Source organism: Butyrivibrio sp. AE3004, from assembly GCF_000703165.1.
Taxonomy (GTDB): domain Bacteria; phylum Bacillota; class Clostridia; order Lachnospirales; family Lachnospiraceae; genus Butyrivibrio.
This window is the reverse complement of the sequence record NZ_JNLQ01000002.1, coordinates 521,653-537,264: the sequence shown is the minus strand read 5'-3', so window position 1 is coordinate 537,264 and position 15,612 is coordinate 521,653. Positions and strand designations below refer to the sequence as shown.

The 15,612-nt window shown below is 40.2% G+C and carries 21 protein-coding genes and 1 pseudogene; 2 read left to right on the top strand and 20 right to left on the bottom strand.

What is annotated here, in order from left to right:
* The first annotated feature begins 134 nt into the window (after positions 1-134).
* Positions 135-467, top strand: coding sequence for a winged helix-turn-helix transcriptional regulator (locus tag BV60_RS0105470; protein ID WP_013282515.1), 333 nt, complete (start codon positions 135-137; stop codon positions 465-467).
* Between the two features lie 36 nt (positions 468-503).
* Here the strand turns inward: BV60_RS0105470 and BV60_RS22660 are convergent, their stop codons facing one another.
* From BV60_RS22660 to BV60_RS0105375, 20 genes and pseudogenes are all read right to left on the bottom strand, one after another.
* The gene (locus BV60_RS22660; RefSeq protein ID WP_330376200.1) at positions 504-665 is read right to left on the bottom strand and encodes a hypothetical protein; all 162 of its coding nucleotides are present in this window, start codon (positions 663-665) and stop codon (positions 504-506) included.
* A 194-nt stretch (positions 666-859) separates the two neighbouring features.
* Positions 860-1,183 carry a hypothetical protein gene (locus BV60_RS0105465; protein WP_029320081.1) on the bottom strand — a complete coding sequence of 108 codons (324 nt, stop codon included), beginning with the start codon at positions 1,181-1,183 and terminating at the stop codon, positions 860-862.
* The gene (locus tag BV60_RS0105460; protein WP_029320079.1) at positions 1,180-1,710 is read right to left on the bottom strand and encodes a GNAT family N-acetyltransferase; all 531 of its coding nucleotides are present in this window, start codon (positions 1,708-1,710) and stop codon (positions 1,180-1,182) included. The genes BV60_RS0105465 and BV60_RS0105460 overlap by 4 nt, the downstream gene beginning before the upstream one ends.
* A 24-nt stretch (positions 1,711-1,734) precedes the next feature.
* Positions 1,735-2,451 (bottom strand): SDR family NAD(P)-dependent oxidoreductase, encoded by a 717-nt coding sequence (locus BV60_RS0105455; RefSeq protein WP_330376341.1) that lies wholly within the window; start codon positions 2,449-2,451, stop codon positions 1,735-1,737.
* A gap of 300 nt (positions 2,452-2,751) precedes the next feature.
* Complete coding sequence (locus tag BV60_RS0105450) at positions 2,752-3,273, bottom strand: adenylate kinase (RefSeq protein WP_029320075.1); 522 nt, start codon at positions 3,271-3,273, stop codon at positions 2,752-2,754.
* Positions 3,274-3,325: 52 nt separating this feature from the next.
* Positions 3,326-4,249 (bottom strand): radical SAM mobile pair protein B, encoded by a 924-nt coding sequence (locus BV60_RS0105445; protein ID WP_022755164.1) that lies wholly within the window; start codon positions 4,247-4,249, stop codon positions 3,326-3,328.
* Entirely contained in the window at positions 4,225-4,923 is a 699-nt protein-coding gene (locus tag BV60_RS0105440; protein WP_022762011.1) for a radical SAM mobile pair protein A, read from the bottom strand. The genes BV60_RS0105445 and BV60_RS0105440 overlap by 25 nt, the downstream gene beginning before the upstream one ends.
* On the bottom strand, positions 4,920-5,357 hold the full coding sequence (locus BV60_RS0105435) for a radical SAM mobile pair system MarR family transcriptional regulator (RefSeq protein WP_013282512.1): 438 nt from the start codon (positions 5,355-5,357) through the stop codon (positions 4,920-4,922). Before BV60_RS0105435 ends, BV60_RS0105440 begins: the two co-directional genes overlap by 4 nt.
* A gap of 65 nt (positions 5,358-5,422) precedes the next feature.
* Entirely contained in the window at positions 5,423-6,439 is a 1,017-nt protein-coding gene (locus BV60_RS0105430) for an SIR2 family NAD-dependent protein deacylase (RefSeq protein WP_035777087.1), read from the bottom strand.
* A gap of 20 nt (positions 6,440-6,459) precedes the next feature.
* Positions 6,460-7,242: a protein-ADP-ribose hydrolase gene (locus tag BV60_RS0105425; RefSeq protein ID WP_029320071.1), complete on the bottom strand. Its 783-nt coding sequence runs from the start codon at positions 7,240-7,242 to the stop codon at positions 6,460-6,462.
* Positions 7,229-8,653, bottom strand: coding sequence for a helix-turn-helix domain-containing protein (locus BV60_RS0105420; protein ID WP_197029528.1), 1,425 nt, complete (start codon positions 8,651-8,653; stop codon positions 7,229-7,231). Before BV60_RS0105420 ends, BV60_RS0105425 begins: the two co-directional genes overlap by 14 nt.
* Positions 8,654-8,718: 65 nt before the next feature.
* Positions 8,719-9,099 (bottom strand): annotated as a pseudogene (locus BV60_RS0105415) (protein-ADP-ribose hydrolase); the annotation flags it as partial.
* 5 nt (positions 9,100-9,104) lie between these two features.
* Positions 9,105-9,725 carry a 4Fe-4S binding protein gene (locus BV60_RS0105410; protein ID WP_029320065.1) on the bottom strand — a complete coding sequence of 207 codons (621 nt, stop codon included), beginning with the start codon at positions 9,723-9,725 and terminating at the stop codon, positions 9,105-9,107.
* A gap of 50 nt (positions 9,726-9,775) precedes the next feature.
* Positions 9,776-10,216 (bottom strand): Rrf2 family transcriptional regulator, encoded by a 441-nt coding sequence (locus BV60_RS0105405; protein WP_026657282.1) that lies wholly within the window; start codon positions 10,214-10,216, stop codon positions 9,776-9,778.
* A gap of 124 nt (positions 10,217-10,340) precedes the next feature.
* On the bottom strand, positions 10,341-11,174 hold the full coding sequence (locus BV60_RS0105400; protein WP_242840952.1) for a nuclear transport factor 2 family protein: 834 nt from the start codon (positions 11,172-11,174) through the stop codon (positions 10,341-10,343).
* 159 nt (positions 11,175-11,333) lie between these two features.
* The gene (locus BV60_RS23730) at positions 11,334-11,939 is read right to left on the bottom strand and encodes a cyclophilin-like fold protein (RefSeq protein ID WP_051656529.1); all 606 of its coding nucleotides are present in this window, start codon (positions 11,937-11,939) and stop codon (positions 11,334-11,336) included.
* Positions 11,940-11,951: 12 nt separating this feature from the next.
* Positions 11,952-12,494 (bottom strand): flavodoxin family protein, encoded by a 543-nt coding sequence (locus tag BV60_RS0105390; RefSeq protein WP_029320060.1) that lies wholly within the window; start codon positions 12,492-12,494, stop codon positions 11,952-11,954.
* A 13-nt stretch (positions 12,495-12,507) separates the two neighbouring features.
* Positions 12,508-13,095 (bottom strand): sugar O-acetyltransferase, encoded by a 588-nt coding sequence (locus BV60_RS24355; protein ID WP_442856312.1) that lies wholly within the window; start codon positions 13,093-13,095, stop codon positions 12,508-12,510.
* Between the two features lie 2 nt (positions 13,096-13,097).
* The gene (locus BV60_RS0105380; protein WP_029320057.1) at positions 13,098-14,099 is read right to left on the bottom strand and encodes an alpha/beta hydrolase; all 1,002 of its coding nucleotides are present in this window, start codon (positions 14,097-14,099) and stop codon (positions 13,098-13,100) included.
* A gap of 22 nt (positions 14,100-14,121) precedes the next feature.
* Positions 14,122-14,346, bottom strand: a complete 225-nt coding sequence (locus BV60_RS0105375) for a hypothetical protein (protein WP_029320055.1) — start codon at positions 14,344-14,346, stop codon at positions 14,122-14,124.
* A 241-nt stretch (positions 14,347-14,587) separates the two neighbouring features.
* Between BV60_RS0105375 and BV60_RS0105370 the strand changes: the two genes are divergently transcribed.
* Positions 14,588-15,469: a LysR family transcriptional regulator gene (locus BV60_RS0105370; RefSeq protein ID WP_029320054.1), complete on the top strand. Its 882-nt coding sequence runs from the start codon at positions 14,588-14,590 to the stop codon at positions 15,467-15,469.
* Positions 15,470-15,612: the final 143 nt, after the last annotated feature.

Here is a 15,612-nt window from a genome sequence, read left to right as displayed (position 1 = left end):
TCCATGTATTTGATATTTGTTTTTGTTTGTTGTATCATCATTTTATCCCTTAGGCAATTTCAAACAAGTACGAACATTTATAATACATAGTCACATTTTTGATACTTTTGCGGAAATACAAGGAGAAAATTTTAATGAAAAGCATTTACGGTCAATGTCCTTATGCCACAACTCAAAGAGTCCTTCAAGGTAAGTGGGCCATAGTTATACTCTTTCAGCTTAGTACAGGAACACAACGTTTTAACGAACTTGAAAGGAATATTCCGGACATCACCAGAGCTATGCTGACCAGACAGTTAAGACAATTGGAAAATGACAAACTGATAACCAGAAAGGTATATGCCGAAGTTCCTCCCAGAGTTGAATATAGTCTTAGCGAAATGGGCGAAAAATTCAGGAAGGTCTTGGATCAGATTGAACTTTTCGGCTTTGAATATATTAAAGAAATAGAAAAAGCTGAAGGTTGAGCCCTCAGCTTTTTCATTATTGTAAATTGTTGTCCATCAAAAGAGCTTCTTTCCATCTGAAAAAGCCTCTCCGACTCTTCCGGACACCTTATAATAACCATGTGTGTAAGGATCAAAGGCTATAGCTTCAAGAGAATCTATATTAACCTTCCTCTTACTTCTTCGTGGTAAAAGTAATCTACGATTTATCGATTGCATATGCAAATAATCATACTACCAGAATAGGTACCTGTCACTGGGAACAATCGTTCACAGTGACAGGTACCTATGGTGGGCATTTATCTTTTTAACTTTCTGGTAATATCACCTTCATAATCTAAAATTCTTCAAGAACAAACAGCTTATTCAAAGCATCATATACTTTCTGCTCATCCTTACCTTCAATATAGAGATCAAGTTTTAAAGATTGTGGCAAACAAGATGATTGCAATAAACTTGATAACTTCTTCCGGCATGCCGGCGGCCATAAAGGCACTTACAAGCGATCCCATTAATGAAGGCATCTGATCAACTGCAGTCCTCAATGCAGTATTTGCAAAAAAGAGCTTAACTCCTATAAAACCTGAGATTTCCATCGTGGCCATACCTAAGGCAATCGGTACAAGGGCCTGTATCCAGCCAATAGGTTTAGGTATCTCCCTTTTTATCATCCTGTAATATAGTATTCCGCATACTAAAACCGTAATAAGTAAAGACAAAATTGTAGAAAGAGTCATGCATGTCCTCCAATATATTTTTCCATCAACACCAGATTTACATGGGGTAAACCGTTATAGATTGTAGGTAAAATAGAAAGCTCTTTATATCCAAGTTTACTGTACATTTTTCGTGCAATAATATTTAGTTCGTTTGTATCTATCCTAAGTTCGGAACAACCATTATGTAATGCATAATCCTCATAAAATCTGAGAAACTGCTTGCCGAGTCCCATCTTTCCCGATCGAGGTGATATTGCAAGTGTATGCAGCACACACACCTTATCATCTTCCACCTCATGCTCCCATTTGACATTATTATATATATCCATCTGAACCTTATTTATGATTCCTGAACCAAGGACAATGCCGTCCTTTTCAATAACAAAAAGGTCATCTCTTTTCAAAGCCTCTTCTGCCGTCTCTTTTACAGGATATATCCCCCTGATCCACCCAACAGAAATTATCCCTGCTTCCTCTGCCTGATGGATCTCATCATAGATATTTTCTACTGCATCAAGGTCCGATTTCACTGCTTTACGTATCATGATCTAAGCTCCTTTTTAACATTCTCAAACATCGTATGTCCATCCATGTTCGCCATGATAGATCATCTGTCTTGTCATGCCGCCGTCTATACAGATATTCTCACCCGTGATAAAACCGGCTTTATCAGAACATAGGAACTTCACCATTTCAGCGATATCTTCCGGCGTTCCTACTCGTCCTACAGGCTGCTGTAAGGCATCTGCTCCTATGATTTCAGTATCAGTCGTATCTATCCATCCCGGTGAAATACTGTTCACTCTGGCTTTTCCTGCAAGGCTGATTGCTAGGGCATGTGTTAATGCAGCTATCCCGCCCTTTGCCGCAGTATAGCTTTCTGTTTTAGGCTGGCTCATCCTGTCACGAGATGATGATATATTTATAATAGATGCTCCATCTGACAATACAGGCATCAATAGCTTCGTAAGGTAAAACGGAGCTGTCACGCCAACGGAAAGGGCATATTGAAAGTCCTCGTAACTGCATTCATCAATTCCTTTCATGATTGGAAGCGCATTATTGATGAGATAATCTACATGTCCGGACTGTTCTATGACATGTTTTGCAAATCTCTCTAATGTATCCTTATCTCCTACATCACCCACGAACCAGTCCCCGAGTGTTTTATCAATAATGTGCACGGTAACACCATCAGCACGAAACGATTCTGCTACAGCTTTTCCAATGCCGTGAGCACCACCTGTAATTACAGCTACTTTACCATTGGTCATAACGATCTCCATCTTCAAAAAAAGCCGCCTGCAATTATTACAGGCAGCTCTAAAGAATTTTAAAATTTTTTTGTTTCTTTGGGATTTTTTGGTTTTTGGTTTTTAGCGTCAAACACTTGTAAAACCATATTTTTTTAAACAAAATAATTTTGACCCATAAACCCCTACTATTACTGGCTCTGTAATGTTTTGTTTTTTTAAATAAAATCTACAAAACAATGATATACACCTATACAATAATATAATAGTTTTGTTTGTTTTTTACAGTAAAATATGTCATAAGTGGTAGATAAATGGTTTATTTCAAATTTGCTAATCCAATACTCCCCTTATCGAATCATCGAAGCTTTCTGTGATTAGAGTGGTCTGTTCTCCGTTAGATTGGTACCCCTCTATGATTTGGTGGTTATCTTGTTTAAGTTGCTCAGCTGAACAATTAGAATCATCAAGCCTTGTTTCGATATCAGAGCCATGTGATTTTATTTCTTCAAAATGCGAATCTATATATTCATCTGACATAGCAAGGCAGATGAATCTTATCGACTGAAGATACTGCTCCCCAAAACTATTCCTCCAATCAAAAGGTATATAGCAGCCTTCAACAATAAGGTTCTGCTCATTCTCAATAGCAGTCTTTATTATCTCTCGAACGATTGGCCAAAGATAGTCTGTAAGTTCATCATCGTCTTCTGGGGTGAAATCAGTAATGCCGCTACGAATAAGTCCCATTTTCAAATGGTCAATTGAAAAATAAGGGTATTTGTATTTCTCAAGCATCCGTTGTGCCAGAATCGTTTTCCCGACATGGGATGCTCCCGTTATAATTATTACCATCTTTACCTCCGCAACTGGAATTTGTGCGATTAACTTCCGGTTTATTCTTCCATCAAGGATTATGAATTACATTTCTCTTTCCACTATTGGCAGTTCCTCTTACTTCTTCGTGGTAAAAGTAATCTACGATTGTTGGATGTCCTTTCTCTACTCTCTCATACGGAGTTTCATTATCAACAAACCTGCAATCATACTTTTTAGCCAGCTCTTCTGCTTTCTTTTCCAGCGCTTCAAAATAGCTGCGGTTCTTTTTGTTATAAATTTCGTCATACAGCGGCACCAGATCCGGATGTTTATCGGAAATGTATTTCATGATATCTGCCTTAAAACCTCCGCGAAGATTCAGATTCTCAAGCCATACAAGGTCACACTGATCTTTTGTCCTGTCTATGATTGCTTCTATATCCGTAATCCCCGGGAAAACGGGTGAAATGAAGCAAATTGTACGAATGCCTGCCGCATATACCTCTTTCATTGCAGCAAGCCTTCTTTCTATGCTTACTGCCGCATCCATATCATCTTTAAACTCTTCATCGAGAGTATTGATTGACCATGATACTGTAAGTCTGCTATTTTCATTGATCTCTTTTAGCAGATCCAGATCTCTTAGTACAAGGTCTGACTTTGTGCAGATAAGTATGTCCGCACCACTGTCCTTTAGTTCTTCCAGAAGTCTTCTTGTATTTTTATATGTTTCCTCTAGCGGATTATAACCATCCGTAACTGTTCCAATGATTACCTTCTGGCCGGCATACTTCTTTGGATTCTTTATTTCAGGCCAGTCTTTCACATCCATGAAAGTTCCCCATTCCTCCGTATGCCCTGTAAAGCGTTTCATAAAAGATGCGTAGCAGTATTTACAGGCATGGGGACACCCCACATAGGGATTCACCGAATATCCTCCAATAGGAGTATTCGATTTTGTCATTACACTTTTTGTTTCTATATGATTTACTTTGATTTCTGGTTGTTCCATATCCTCTGTTCCTCCAGCACTTTGTTAAAAGCATCCGGCATTTCCTGTATCATTTCTTCTCCCATAATCGGAACAAGATCTTCTTTCCAGAATACAGGAATGTTCAGTTCATGAGCCTGTTCTGTCAATGAATAAGCCCACCCGGGATCTGTTTTAACAGTCCTGCTCTTTGCACCTGTCATGGTTCCCACCACAATCCAGTCAATGCCTGTAAGATCAACCTTACCCGGATCATCGAACAAAGGCTCAAAGGTAACATGATATTTTTTTGCCTTCACATTGCTCCGCAGTGCATCAATACGCCATAACTCAGACTTTCTCGTAACTGTAACGCCAAACCATGCATTATCAAGATCTGTTTCAAAAGACAGAAGATCCGGTCGTTTGGTAAGAAAAAGAAACTGGTGCTGAGGATTCTCTGCTATCTTTTTAAAGACTTCCTCTCTCCATTCCTCATGCCAGCCCGAGAGATCGCTCATGCCGGTCAGCAGAAAATTCTGCGGTTTTTTCTTTTCCATCATACGAAGCTTTCCTTGAAAAAACTGTGGCTTTTCAAAATCATCTATGATGTGATAACGCCTCGTATTGTTTCTGGCATAGCAGTACGGACATCCAACAGTGCACCCTATAACAAGATTCATGTTCTGAATCTGATCTTTAATACAGATACTCATTTGTCACTCCATTCCTCAAGGTTTACCCTGATGCGGTTAAGATACTCTTCAAACTGAAGAATCTCTTTATCCGTAAAATCACGATAATAAATATTCCCCATCTCATTGGATACGGAGTCATAAGCTTCTTTAAGTTCTTTGGCTTTATCTGTGAGGAACAGAAGAGTTTTTCTCTTATCAGCTTCATCAGTTTTGCGGCTTATCAGTCCGTTTTTTTCCATCCGCTCAAGCATGGTTGTAAGTGAAGTAATTGCAAGTCCGCTTTTCTCGGAAATAATTTTAATAGGAACACCATCTTCCTGCCATAAGACATAAAGAATCCTTCCCTGAGCTCCGTTAAATGCATCAATGTTTTTTTCTGCCAGTATCCTTTCAAATATACGATCACCCAGCTGTTTTATTTTTGTAACAAGAAATCCACCATTTGTCTTCATAATTAAATACTCCTATATCGTAGTTTTATACTACGATATAGGAGTATTTGTGTCAAGCACACATATCATAACTTCTGATAATCACGCCACCTGTGATTATCCAAAAGCTCATCTATATCACAGTTAATGCATACGCTCCTATTTTCTATCTCTCTGGGACAGTATGCCTCTTTGTAATTCAAGCATGCATATGTAGCTTTTTCATTTTCCATTGTCATTTGCCAGAATGGATACTTGATTATTACTGGTGTATTGCTGCCTACCCCAAGCTCCAGGAAAAGCACATGCAGGGTTTCATGTCTTCTAAGGAAATCAGAATAAGCCGCTGATGCTCTATGCCAGCCTTCATCTTCAAGGAATGTATCATCACTTCTAAGATTCATGGTAACATCACTACCATCAATCGGACACTTTGGAATCAAACTGCTGTCAATTTCCATTCTGACTCCACCACCAGATGGTATTGCAAAAATTCCATTCCCATCCTTAACAAATCCCTGAGATTCCATGGCATTCATCACCCAGTCTTCATTATTAAAGTTTTCCCTAATTGCAGGATTCAAACTTTGAAACAGACCATAATCTCCCTGAGTGTAAAATAATCTTTTCTTATCAAAGCCTGCTTTCTGAAAGCAATGATCCACGTTTGTAGTAATCACAAAGTAATCTTTATCCTTAACAAGGTTATAAAGTTTTGTATAAGTATCTTTAGGTGCATCAAGGTATCTGTTGATGTAGATATACCTTGACCAATATGCCCAGAACTCTTCCTTGGTTTTGTATGGGTAAAACCCGCCTGAATACATGTCTTGAAAACCATATTTTTCTTCAAAATCAGAAAACCACTTTTTAAACCGGTCTCCACTGTACGTAAACCCTGCGGAAGTAGAAAGTCCTGCCCCGGCTCCAATAACAATAGCATCAGCTGTCTTTATTTCTTCTTTTAATCTGTCAAGCTGCTCTGTATCATCATCTTTCCCAAGGGACATACCGCTGTTAAAGCTATGTATGGCACTTAAACCTTTTTTTATTGTTTCCTGATATCCATTTGGCTGAAACGATCTGATCTTAGCCGTTGTCATTATAAAACACTCCTTATACCTTAACCATTTAACAGTTTTTCATATATTTCAAAATCAAGATTCTTAAATACATTGAAAACAATCTTCATCTCACTGCCTGTCTCATCAAGCCAGTTTTTAACTGTCTCTACAGCAATCTCAGCAGCTCTCTGATTAGGAAACATGAATACTCCAGTAGAGATACAGCAAAAAGCTATCTCAGTAACTCCATTCTTATCCGCAAGATCAAGGCACGACTTATAGCAAGAAGCAAGCAAATCTTCATGCTTCTTTGTTAATGGTCCCTGAACAATTGGTCCAACTGTATGAAGAATATAATCACATGGTAGGTTGTATGCTGGAGTTATTTTGGCTTGTCCTGTAGGTTCCGGATGTCCCTGCTTTTTCATTATTCTAAAACATTCGCCGCGAAGCTGAATTCCAGATTTCGAGTGAATAATGTTATCCGCGCAGGAATGAAGCGGCTGAAAACATCCACACATACGGTCATTGGCAGGATTTGTGATTGCTGAAATCCTTAATGCAGTTATATCTCCCTGCCAAAGATATAATCTGTCATCGTTTTTGGTAGGAGTTAAATCATTCACATCTGTAATTTTTACAGAATTATTCTCTTCTTTAAGATATTCATCCTGAATATCAAGAAATTCCTGACTAATAGGCTTAGGTTCTCTAACATTCATAAGTGCTCTGAGCATATCTTTCTGCTCATTAGTATCATTAGGAATTGTATAGCCTTTATAATTTAAATCTTCATCCAGCAGTTGTTGAATCATCCATACTCTTTGCTCAGCATGATTCAAGAAAATCAACTCCTTTCTCTTCTGCCAATCTCTTAAATTCTCGGAACCTTTCCTTAGATGGAAACGCTATTTTTCCTCTAACTTTGCCCTCACGTTCCCATCTACTAATCGTCTCAACAGAAACTCCAACGAGCTCTGAAAATGCACGCTGTGACATTCCATATACATTTCTAAGAGACTTTATCTTAGCGCCAAATCCGTTTTGGCAAAAAACTTCATAATCATCAACCTTGGCCAGTTCCTCATCTATTGTGTCTAAATCAATCCCATGTTCTATAGCTACTTGTTTGATTTTTTCAAAATTTTCTCTTCCCGGTCTTCTGATTGTTCCTCTTTGAACTAATTCAGACTCCCAGATAAAAATAGTTTGCCTGCTTACTCCAATAACTTCTGCATACTTTTCTGCCGACATTCCACAGATATTTCTGATATATCTTAATTTCTTTCCACAACCTGTTACACAGAACCTATCGTAATCATCTTTGAATACATCAGGATTGTCATCTAAACTCTCAAGATTGATTTCTTTTGCTTCTGCAAGTTTCTTTAACTCATCGAAATACTGGCGCCCCATGATACATTGTCCTCGTTCCCATGTACAAACAGCATTTCCTGAACAACCTAGCATTTTACCAAAGTCATCAGTAAAAGCTCTGTACTGCAACCTAATATATCTAATCTTAGCGCCACTATTCTTCTCTACAAATCTTGAATACTCGTCCTTATAATAATCCGGATTAGCATTTAGCTTGTTAATGTCTATACCCTTTGCTTCTGCCACAAACTTTATCCTATTATAGGCCTTTCGAAGCGGTTTCTCAGTCATGGATTCCCAATTACATGATGATGTCCCACTTGTATATCCAATCATATTACAAAACTCTGTCTGTGTTACACCATAAGCAGAACGGATATATTTTATTTTTTCACCATAGTCTCCTGTTAAGAACAGTTCATAATCATCGATGAAGCTGTCTGGATCACTATTAAGACGGTTAATATCAATATTTTTTTCTTCAGCAATTTCTTTCAGTTTGTAATAGAATACTGAACTTGGATGGTACTCACCAATTTCTGCTTCCCAGCAGGATAAAGTCGATCGGGTAACACCAATCATTTTAAAAAACTCTTCCTGAGTTGCGTCACAAGCTCGTCGAATAATTCTTATCTTCTCTCCATAACCTGAAGCACAAAACCTTGCACTTTCATCAATAAAGATATCTGGTTCAACGTCAAGTGCATTTCCAAGTTTCAATGCATCATCAAAATGGATTGGATTAAATTCATTTTCAAGATTAAACAAAGCCCCTGGAGCAATTTCTAATTTATCAGCAAGTTCTTTTCTACTAATCCCTTTTTGTCTTCTTATAAATTCCAGTTTAATTCCTGGCCTAGCGTCTTCATCCGGCATAAGCATAGGTAATGCAAGGTTTACGAGCACCTTGCCATTCTTTTGTTGTATGCCTGTGTGATTGAGGTAGGTGCCGCTTTATCTATACAGGTGTGCATCGGAACAAAACAGCCCAGCATCTGCGAATTAGCCGCATTTACTATGGCATCCACCGAAAGTCTTGTGATATCCCCCTGCCATATAGATAGACCATCCCTGATCACTGGGATGTCCGGCAGATTCACAATCCCCTTTTCGACTGCTCTTTCCGACAGATATTCATCCTGTACTTTGAGTATCTCCGATAAAATCTCTTTTGGCATACGGATATTCATAAGCGATCGAAGGATCCGTCTTTTCTCTTCTATGCTTTTTGAAGTCTGTAAATCTTTATATTCATCTGAATCTGCCTTGAATTCCTCTACAAGATAATCCAGGCGTTCCTCCTGAGTTTTACTATTTGACATTCTTTTTATCTCCTGACCACTGCTCCGACCGGACAGGCATTCATACAATTACCGCAGTGCAGACAATGATCCAGCTCAATCCGAAATGGAACTTGGTCCTTCCTGATGCAATTCTGTGGACAAACCGACACGCAGTTTCCACAGCCGATACAACTGTCCGTAATATAATATCCTTCTGTTTTCTTTTCTGACCCACCAAATGTAAATGAAGCTCTCTCTATCGGCTTCTTTGAAAGATCAAACCACTCACCGTTTCCTTCAAATATCTGAAATACCGTAAGTGCCTTCATGGATTCTTCCGTCGGATAGATCTGATGCATATAAGGATTCTTCTCAAACAGTTCCGGTATCCTGTCGTAGCCAAGTTCACGAACCTTGCCTCTGATGGATACTGCGATGCTTGACATTGTATCTTCGCCCTTCATGGCTGTAAAAGCAAGGAATCCTCTTTTTTTCAGTCTGTCATAAAACCCCTTTCCTTTTGCGGTAAGGAAGTACAGGCTGACATCATCGCAGTCCATCATATCGATTGCCGCCGTAACAGGCAGACCTTCATCATCAACCGTTGCTACGATCGTCCTGTGTATTTCATGTACAATATAATTCAGATAGTCTTTGGTCTCCATTTGAGGCTCCTTTAAAAATGGACTCCGGCTGTTTACCGGAGTCCAATCTCTTAAGCTTCCTTCGCCAGAAGTTCCTGCATTCCTGTTCGGATGTCCATAAGCGTGTACTTCTTCATTTCTGTCTCCATCGCATCCTGAATGCTCTTAAGCTTATCATCCAGCAGCGTATGAATGTTCCTACCAACCGGGCATTCCGGATTTGGTGCTTCATGGAATCGGAACAGATCACCGTCCTCCACAGGTTCGATCGCTTCGTATACGTCAAAGAAGGTAATCTCCGATAAATCTCTTGTAAGTTCGATCCCGCCGGTTCCACGGGCTACGTTGATCAGTCCGGCACTCTTTAGCTGCGTGAGTATCTTTCTGATTATGACGGGATTAGTATTGATGCTCGATGCCAGAAAGTCACTGGTCACCTTATATTCATCCTTGAATGTATCAACACAGGCAAAGATATGTAATGCCACTGTAAATCTGCTTGAAATCTGCATTATTATGTCTCCATTTCCGATCCGTTTCATACTATCCCAAGTACACGGGACACGGTACGTCTCTATGTTCTCATTCTAACGCAGGCTTGTTGTAATTTCAACAGTTACAATCATCTTCACCATGTTAGAACTTGCCATTCTGATTCTGCCATGTATCCTTGTCAGCAAGTGTCTCCATTACATCCCAGTGTTCTGCGATAAAGCCATTCTCAACACGGAACACATCATAGTAGGTTGTAGGTACACCGCCAAAGGTTCCTTCTGAGCAGGCAAGGCCATAATCACCATCGGCAAGAACCATATGTGTCTTGTTGTAAACCATCGAAATACCTTGCTTAGCCATAGCTTCAAGTGCAGCTCCAAGACCGGAAAGACCATCTGCTATTGCTGTGTTATGCTGAATGTACTTGTCTCCGTCATAATATGAAGTAAGCTTATCCGGATTCTCCCCGCGGAGTACATCGCCTACAAATCCGGCAACAACCTTACGTGTTTCTTCCTTGTCTACATCTTTCTTCTCAAGAGTTCCATCAATCTGAGTATGTCCTGAAGGATTAGGAGCTGCCTTGTCTGCCAGATTATCCCAGTGCTCTGCAATCTTACCGTCTGCATCGAATCTAAAAACATCGAATCCGACCTGCTCTCCTGCTCCTGCAAAATTATATACTGTCTGAAGGAAAACCTTATCCCCATCCTCGAATGCACGAATGTTATTAACTGTTGTTTTTACAGGTGCCTGTGCAAGTCCTTCAACTGCTGCTACAAATGCATCTGCTCCTGTTCCAAATGCGAGGTTATGCTGAATATAACCTGGTGCAAGAAGTTCCTTTGCCTTTGCTGTGTCTCCTGATGCGAATGTTCCGATGAGTGCTAATGCTTTTTCCTTATTTGTCATGATTATTTTCCTTTCCGGACTCTGCCCTGCGAGGTAATTATCCTCGAATGTTAAAAAGTTCATTGATGTAACCGCCGTGATTTCATCTGATAGTGCAAATATATCATCTCCGAGATGTAATGTCAATAGTTACATCAAAATAATTTAAAAAAAATAGTGACTATTAATCTTTCGACTTGTAGCCACCGTTTTTGTACCAATATATTTCCACTTTAATAATCCCTATCCCATGCTAATAGTTATTGTAACATCGCCATTTGAAAGCAACTCAGTCATGCCAGTCTCATCCTTATCAGATATGTGACCTAACCGTGTGTATGACCAGCTATTAGACCCATAGAACACAACCATTTGATTCCCTGAATAAAGAACTATATCCCCTGATGATGTTGTCGTCTGTTTATCATTTCTTGGAAGACTCTGACCTATAGATCCCACCTGCTCAAATCCGCCATACATTGACATCTGAATTATGACATCGCCTTTTTCAACCATATTTCGCAGCGCGTCTACTGCCTGATTATTTTCCCAGTCTACATCTACTTTAATATCACCAATTTTCATTATCATAGTTTTTTCTCCAATACCCGTATCATCAGAAGAAGTGTCACTCTCAACAGCTTGATTATCAGTTTCTTCTGTGTGATATGTTTTTACGTCTTCTGATAAAACGATTTCCTCTGTACTTTCTGCTTCTATATCTTCTGATTTAGAAATGGCAGCGCTCAAATCAAAGTTTTCATATGGTGTCTTAGTATCACCTGAGCATGCGCTGGTACAAAGCATCATGAACACACAGAGTGTCATCACAATCAATTTCGTTTTCATCGCAAACTTCCTTTATTTTAATGTTTTTCCAAACTCATAGGCTTCACTTAATTCCTCTTTTTTACCTGAAGCTTCGCCCATATCACCTATTCCTCCACAGAATAAGGACCCTGAAAATTCTGCCTTTCCAAAACAGTCAACCCACCCTTGGAGTCCACTAATTGCCTTTTCAGGTACGAACTCTTCATCCTCAGCTGCAACAGATAGCATATATACATTCCTGAACTTATAGTCTGAAGGATACAACGGATTGAGCCTATCCAAAAGAGTCTTCATCTGTCCGCTCATCTCGTAGTAATAGATTGGTGTTGCAAAAACCAGGGTATCAGCATTCTTTACTTTTTCTGCAATTTCAACAGCATCATCTTTAATGATGCATCTCTGAGTGTTCTGGCAGGCCAGACATCCTATACAGAAACTGATATTTTTCCCTTTCAGGCTTATATGTTCCACATCATGACCTGAAGCTTTTGCTCCCTCTATAAGCTTTTTCGTAAGTATATCGGAATTACTCTTTGCTCGAAGACTTGTAGAAATCACTAACACTTTACCCATATCATCCCATCCTTTATTTCTTCTCTATCGGTTTAACATTCTCTATCTTCTTGATAAATTTTGCAGGAACGCCTCCTACAATAGTGTTTTCCTCAACATCCTTTGTCACAACAGCTCCGGCTGCAATTACAGCTCCATCACCAATTGTCACACCTCTTGTAATTATCGCTCCTGCTCCAATCCAAACCCTGTTTCCAATATGTATAGGAGCACACAGAAGGTGCCTGTCATAAGGATTCAAATCATGATCCAGAGTAGCAAGGACGACCCTGTGCCCAATCAGGGTGTTATCACCAATGTATATGCCGCCCTGATCCTGGAAGCTGCATCCGGAATTGATGAATACATTTTTTCCGATGTGAATGTTTCTTCCAAAATCCGTATAAAAAGGCGGAAACAGTCTGAAGCTTTTATCCACTTCATCACCTGTCAGTTCAGACATGATCCTGACTATCTCTTCCGGTGTGTGATACTTTGTATTTAATTCCATGGTCTGCTTTATAGCAGCCTGGCTCTGCCTCATGGAACATTCATGCATCTCTTCTGTCATATCTTCTACTCTGTCCGAATTAAGATATTCCAGTATTTCTTCAACCGTTATCATTACTTTAAATTCTCCTTAAAGAAGCTCTCCAGCTTGTCATAAGGAATATAATCCTTATCTCCGCCATCATATAGATCTGTATGCACCGCATCAGGGATTATCATAAGTTCTTTATTATCAGCATACTTGCTGTCTTTAATCATATCTGCATAGGCATCCTTTGAGAAATAGCACGAATGAGCCTTTTCTCCGTGGATAAGAAGCACTGCACTTCTGATCTCATTTGAATATTTCAGAATAGGCTGGTTAATGAAAGACTCACATCCGATGACATTCCATCCACCGTTAGAATTAAGGCTTCTATTATGATATCCTCTGTCGGTCTTGTAGTAGTCATAGTAGTCCTTAACAAAGAAAGGTGCATCCGAAGGCAACGGATCGACAACTCCACCGCCAAGCTTATAATCACCCGATTTCAGATCCTCCAGCCTCTGAGCACACATAGCTTTCTTCTTCTCATAACGTGCCTCTTCACTGTCCTCACTGTCAAAGTAACCGTTTGCGTTCACCCTGGTCATATCATACATGGTGGATGCCACGGTTGCCTTTATTCTCGTATCGAGTGCCGCCGTATTGATCGCCATTCCGCCCCAGCCGCAGATACCTATGATCCCTATCCTGTCAGGATCAACTCTGTCATTCAGGGAAAGAAAGTCAACCGCCGCCATGAAATCCTCAGTATTGATATCCGGGGAAGCCATATATCTTACATTCCCGCCACTTTCTCCGGTAAAAGAAGGATCAAACGCTATTGTCAGAAAGCCTCTCTCTGCCATGGCCTGCGCATACAATCCACTGCACTGCTCCTTAACTGCACCAAAGGGACCGCATACTGCGATTGCAGGAAGTCTGCCCTCTTTATCCCCCGGTACATACATATCTGCTGCAAGTGTTATCCCATATCGGTTCACAAAGGTCACCTTGCTGTGGTCTACCTTATCGCTCATAGGGAATGTTTTGTCCCATTCAGTTACCAGTTTCAGTTCTTCCTTTTTGATCATGATTGCATCCTCCGTTCTCTTATCACTGTTTATCCGCTTCTTTTTGTGTCTGTCTGATCAGATAGTCCATCCGATCAACCTTCCTCTGACTGTCGTGCATTTCCTCCACCAGATCACATCGACATTTTCGAAGATACTTTACGAGCCCATCCATATCTCCTGCTTCGTAAAGTGCTTTTGCTCTCTTTGTTCCTTCCGCAGAGCATCCACTGTCTGTAAGATTTTCTATCAGGGCTTTTACTTCCATCTGTCCTACCTCGTATCCTCATTATATTTACTTGACGAATTCTTCGCTAATGAATAAAATGAATATCGTGATATTCCAAAATGGAATGTCATGTAGCAATGAGCAGTGCATATGAATTTATAATTAGTGCGTTGGGAGTTTGCTCGCATAAGCACTAAATTATAAATCCATATATTCGGCGAATGCCGAAGAACGAAAAAATGCGAAGCATTTTTGAGTGCACTGCGAACTGGAGAATTCTATGGAGATCAAAAGCCTGCGATACTTCCTTGCCGTCGCAAGGGAAGAGAATATGACAAAGGCTGCGGACATGCTTCATGTCACACAGCCTACGCTTTCAAAAACATTAAAATCACTCGAAGATGAACTGGGAAAGAAGTTGTTCACACGTCACAGCTTTAGCATATCCCTGACTGATGAGGGGATGCTTCTTCGCGACCGTGCGGAAGATCTCATCGCCATGGCCGACCGTATAGAACAGGAATTCATCACCCTTGACGATATCACCGGCGGGGATATCTATTTTGGACTGGCAGAAAGCTTTCAGATACGGCATCTTGCAAAAGAAATCCACAAGTTAAAGAACCGATATCCCGGTTTTACCTACCATATCACCAGTGGAGATACCGAGCAGGTGACGGAAAAACTTGATAAGGGCCTGCTTGATTTTGCGGTATTATGTGAAAAGCCAAACTCTGCAAAATACGATTACTTGAAATTTCCGGAAGCCGATGTCTGGGGAGCTGTCATGCCTGCTGATCACCCTCTCGCCAAGAAGAAGTCCGTTAGAGTAAAGGATCTTATCGGTAGGCCATTATTCTGCTCTGAACAAAGCTGGAACAACGAAATTCCTCAATGGGCAAGGGATAGTTTTGACAAGCTTCATCTTGAGGGCTCTTTCCGTCTGTCCTATAACGGTTCCATGTTTGCAAAGGAAGGGCTTGGGATCCTGCTAACCTTTGAGCATCTGATCAACTGCTCCAAAGAGAGCGGGCTTGTTTTTCGTCCCCTTTCACCTAAGCAGACATCCGAGTTGTATCTGATATGGAATAAATATCCTTCTTTTACTCCCATAGCTGAAAAATTCCTTACACAGATCAAAACATCGTTCCACAAACCGTAGCAAAATTCTCTTCCCGTTTTATCTTCCGATCTTCCGCTCTAAGTCCCTAGAAGGTGGAGCGTTATGCTGAAAGTTATTTCTTCTTCAGCGTCGGTAGGTCATCATAAATGCCTCCGAATACCTTACCTTGATGCCATCTGTTA

Coding starts and splice junctions, on each gene's coding strand:
- BV60_RS0105470 (WP_013282515.1), top strand. CDS start 135: ATGAAAAGCATTTACGGTCAATGTCCTTATGCCACAACTCAAAGAGTC.
- BV60_RS22660 (WP_330376200.1), bottom strand. CDS start 665: ATGCAATCGATAAATCGTAGATTACTTTTACCACGAAGAAGTAAGAGG.
- BV60_RS0105465 (WP_029320081.1), bottom strand. CDS start 1,183: ATGACTCTTTCTACAATTTTGTCTTTACTTATTACGGTTTTAGTATGC.
- BV60_RS0105460 (WP_029320079.1), bottom strand. CDS start 1,710: ATGATACGTAAAGCAGTGAAATCGGACCTTGATGCAGTAGAAAATATC.
- BV60_RS0105455 (WP_330376341.1), bottom strand. CDS start 2,451: ATGGAGATCGTTATGACCAATGGTAAAGTAGCTGTAATTACAGGTGGT.
- BV60_RS0105450 (WP_029320075.1), bottom strand. CDS start 3,273: ATGGTAATAATTATAACGGGAGCATCCCATGTCGGGAAAACGATTCTG.
- BV60_RS0105445 (WP_022755164.1), bottom strand. CDS start 4,249: ATGGAACAACCAGAAATCAAAGTAAATCATATAGAAACAAAAAGTGTA.
- BV60_RS0105440 (WP_022762011.1), bottom strand. CDS start 4,923: ATGAGTATCTGTATTAAAGATCAGATTCAGAACATGAATCTTGTTATA.
- BV60_RS0105435 (WP_013282512.1), bottom strand. CDS start 5,357: ATGAAGACAAATGGTGGATTTCTTGTTACAAAAATAAAACAGCTGGGT.
- BV60_RS0105430 (WP_035777087.1), bottom strand. CDS start 6,439: ATGACAACGGCTAAGATCAGATCGTTTCAGCCAAATGGATATCAGGAA.
- BV60_RS0105420 (WP_197029528.1), bottom strand. CDS start 8,653: ATGCCGGATGAAGACGCTAGGCCAGGAATTAAACTGGAATTTATAAGA.
- BV60_RS0105410 (WP_029320065.1), bottom strand. CDS start 9,725: ATGGAGACCAAAGACTATCTGAATTATATTGTACATGAAATACACAGG.
- BV60_RS0105405 (WP_026657282.1), bottom strand. CDS start 10,216: ATGCAGATTTCAAGCAGATTTACAGTGGCATTACATATCTTTGCCTGT.
- BV60_RS0105400 (WP_242840952.1), bottom strand. CDS start 11,174: ATGAACTTTTTAACATTCGAGGATAATTACCTCGCAGGGCAGAGTCCG.
- BV60_RS23730 (WP_051656529.1), bottom strand. CDS start 11,939: ATGAAAACGAAATTGATTGTGATGACACTCTGTGTGTTCATGATGCTT.
- BV60_RS0105390 (WP_029320060.1), bottom strand. CDS start 12,494: ATGGGTAAAGTGTTAGTGATTTCTACAAGTCTTCGAGCAAAGAGTAAT.
- BV60_RS0105380 (WP_029320057.1), bottom strand. CDS start 14,099: ATGATCAAAAAGGAAGAACTGAAACTGGTAACTGAATGGGACAAAACA.
- BV60_RS0105375 (WP_029320055.1), bottom strand. CDS start 14,346: ATGGAAGTAAAAGCCCTGATAGAAAATCTTACAGACAGTGGATGCTCT.
- BV60_RS0105370 (WP_029320054.1), top strand. CDS start 14,588: ATGGAGATCAAAAGCCTGCGATACTTCCTTGCCGTCGCAAGGGAAGAG.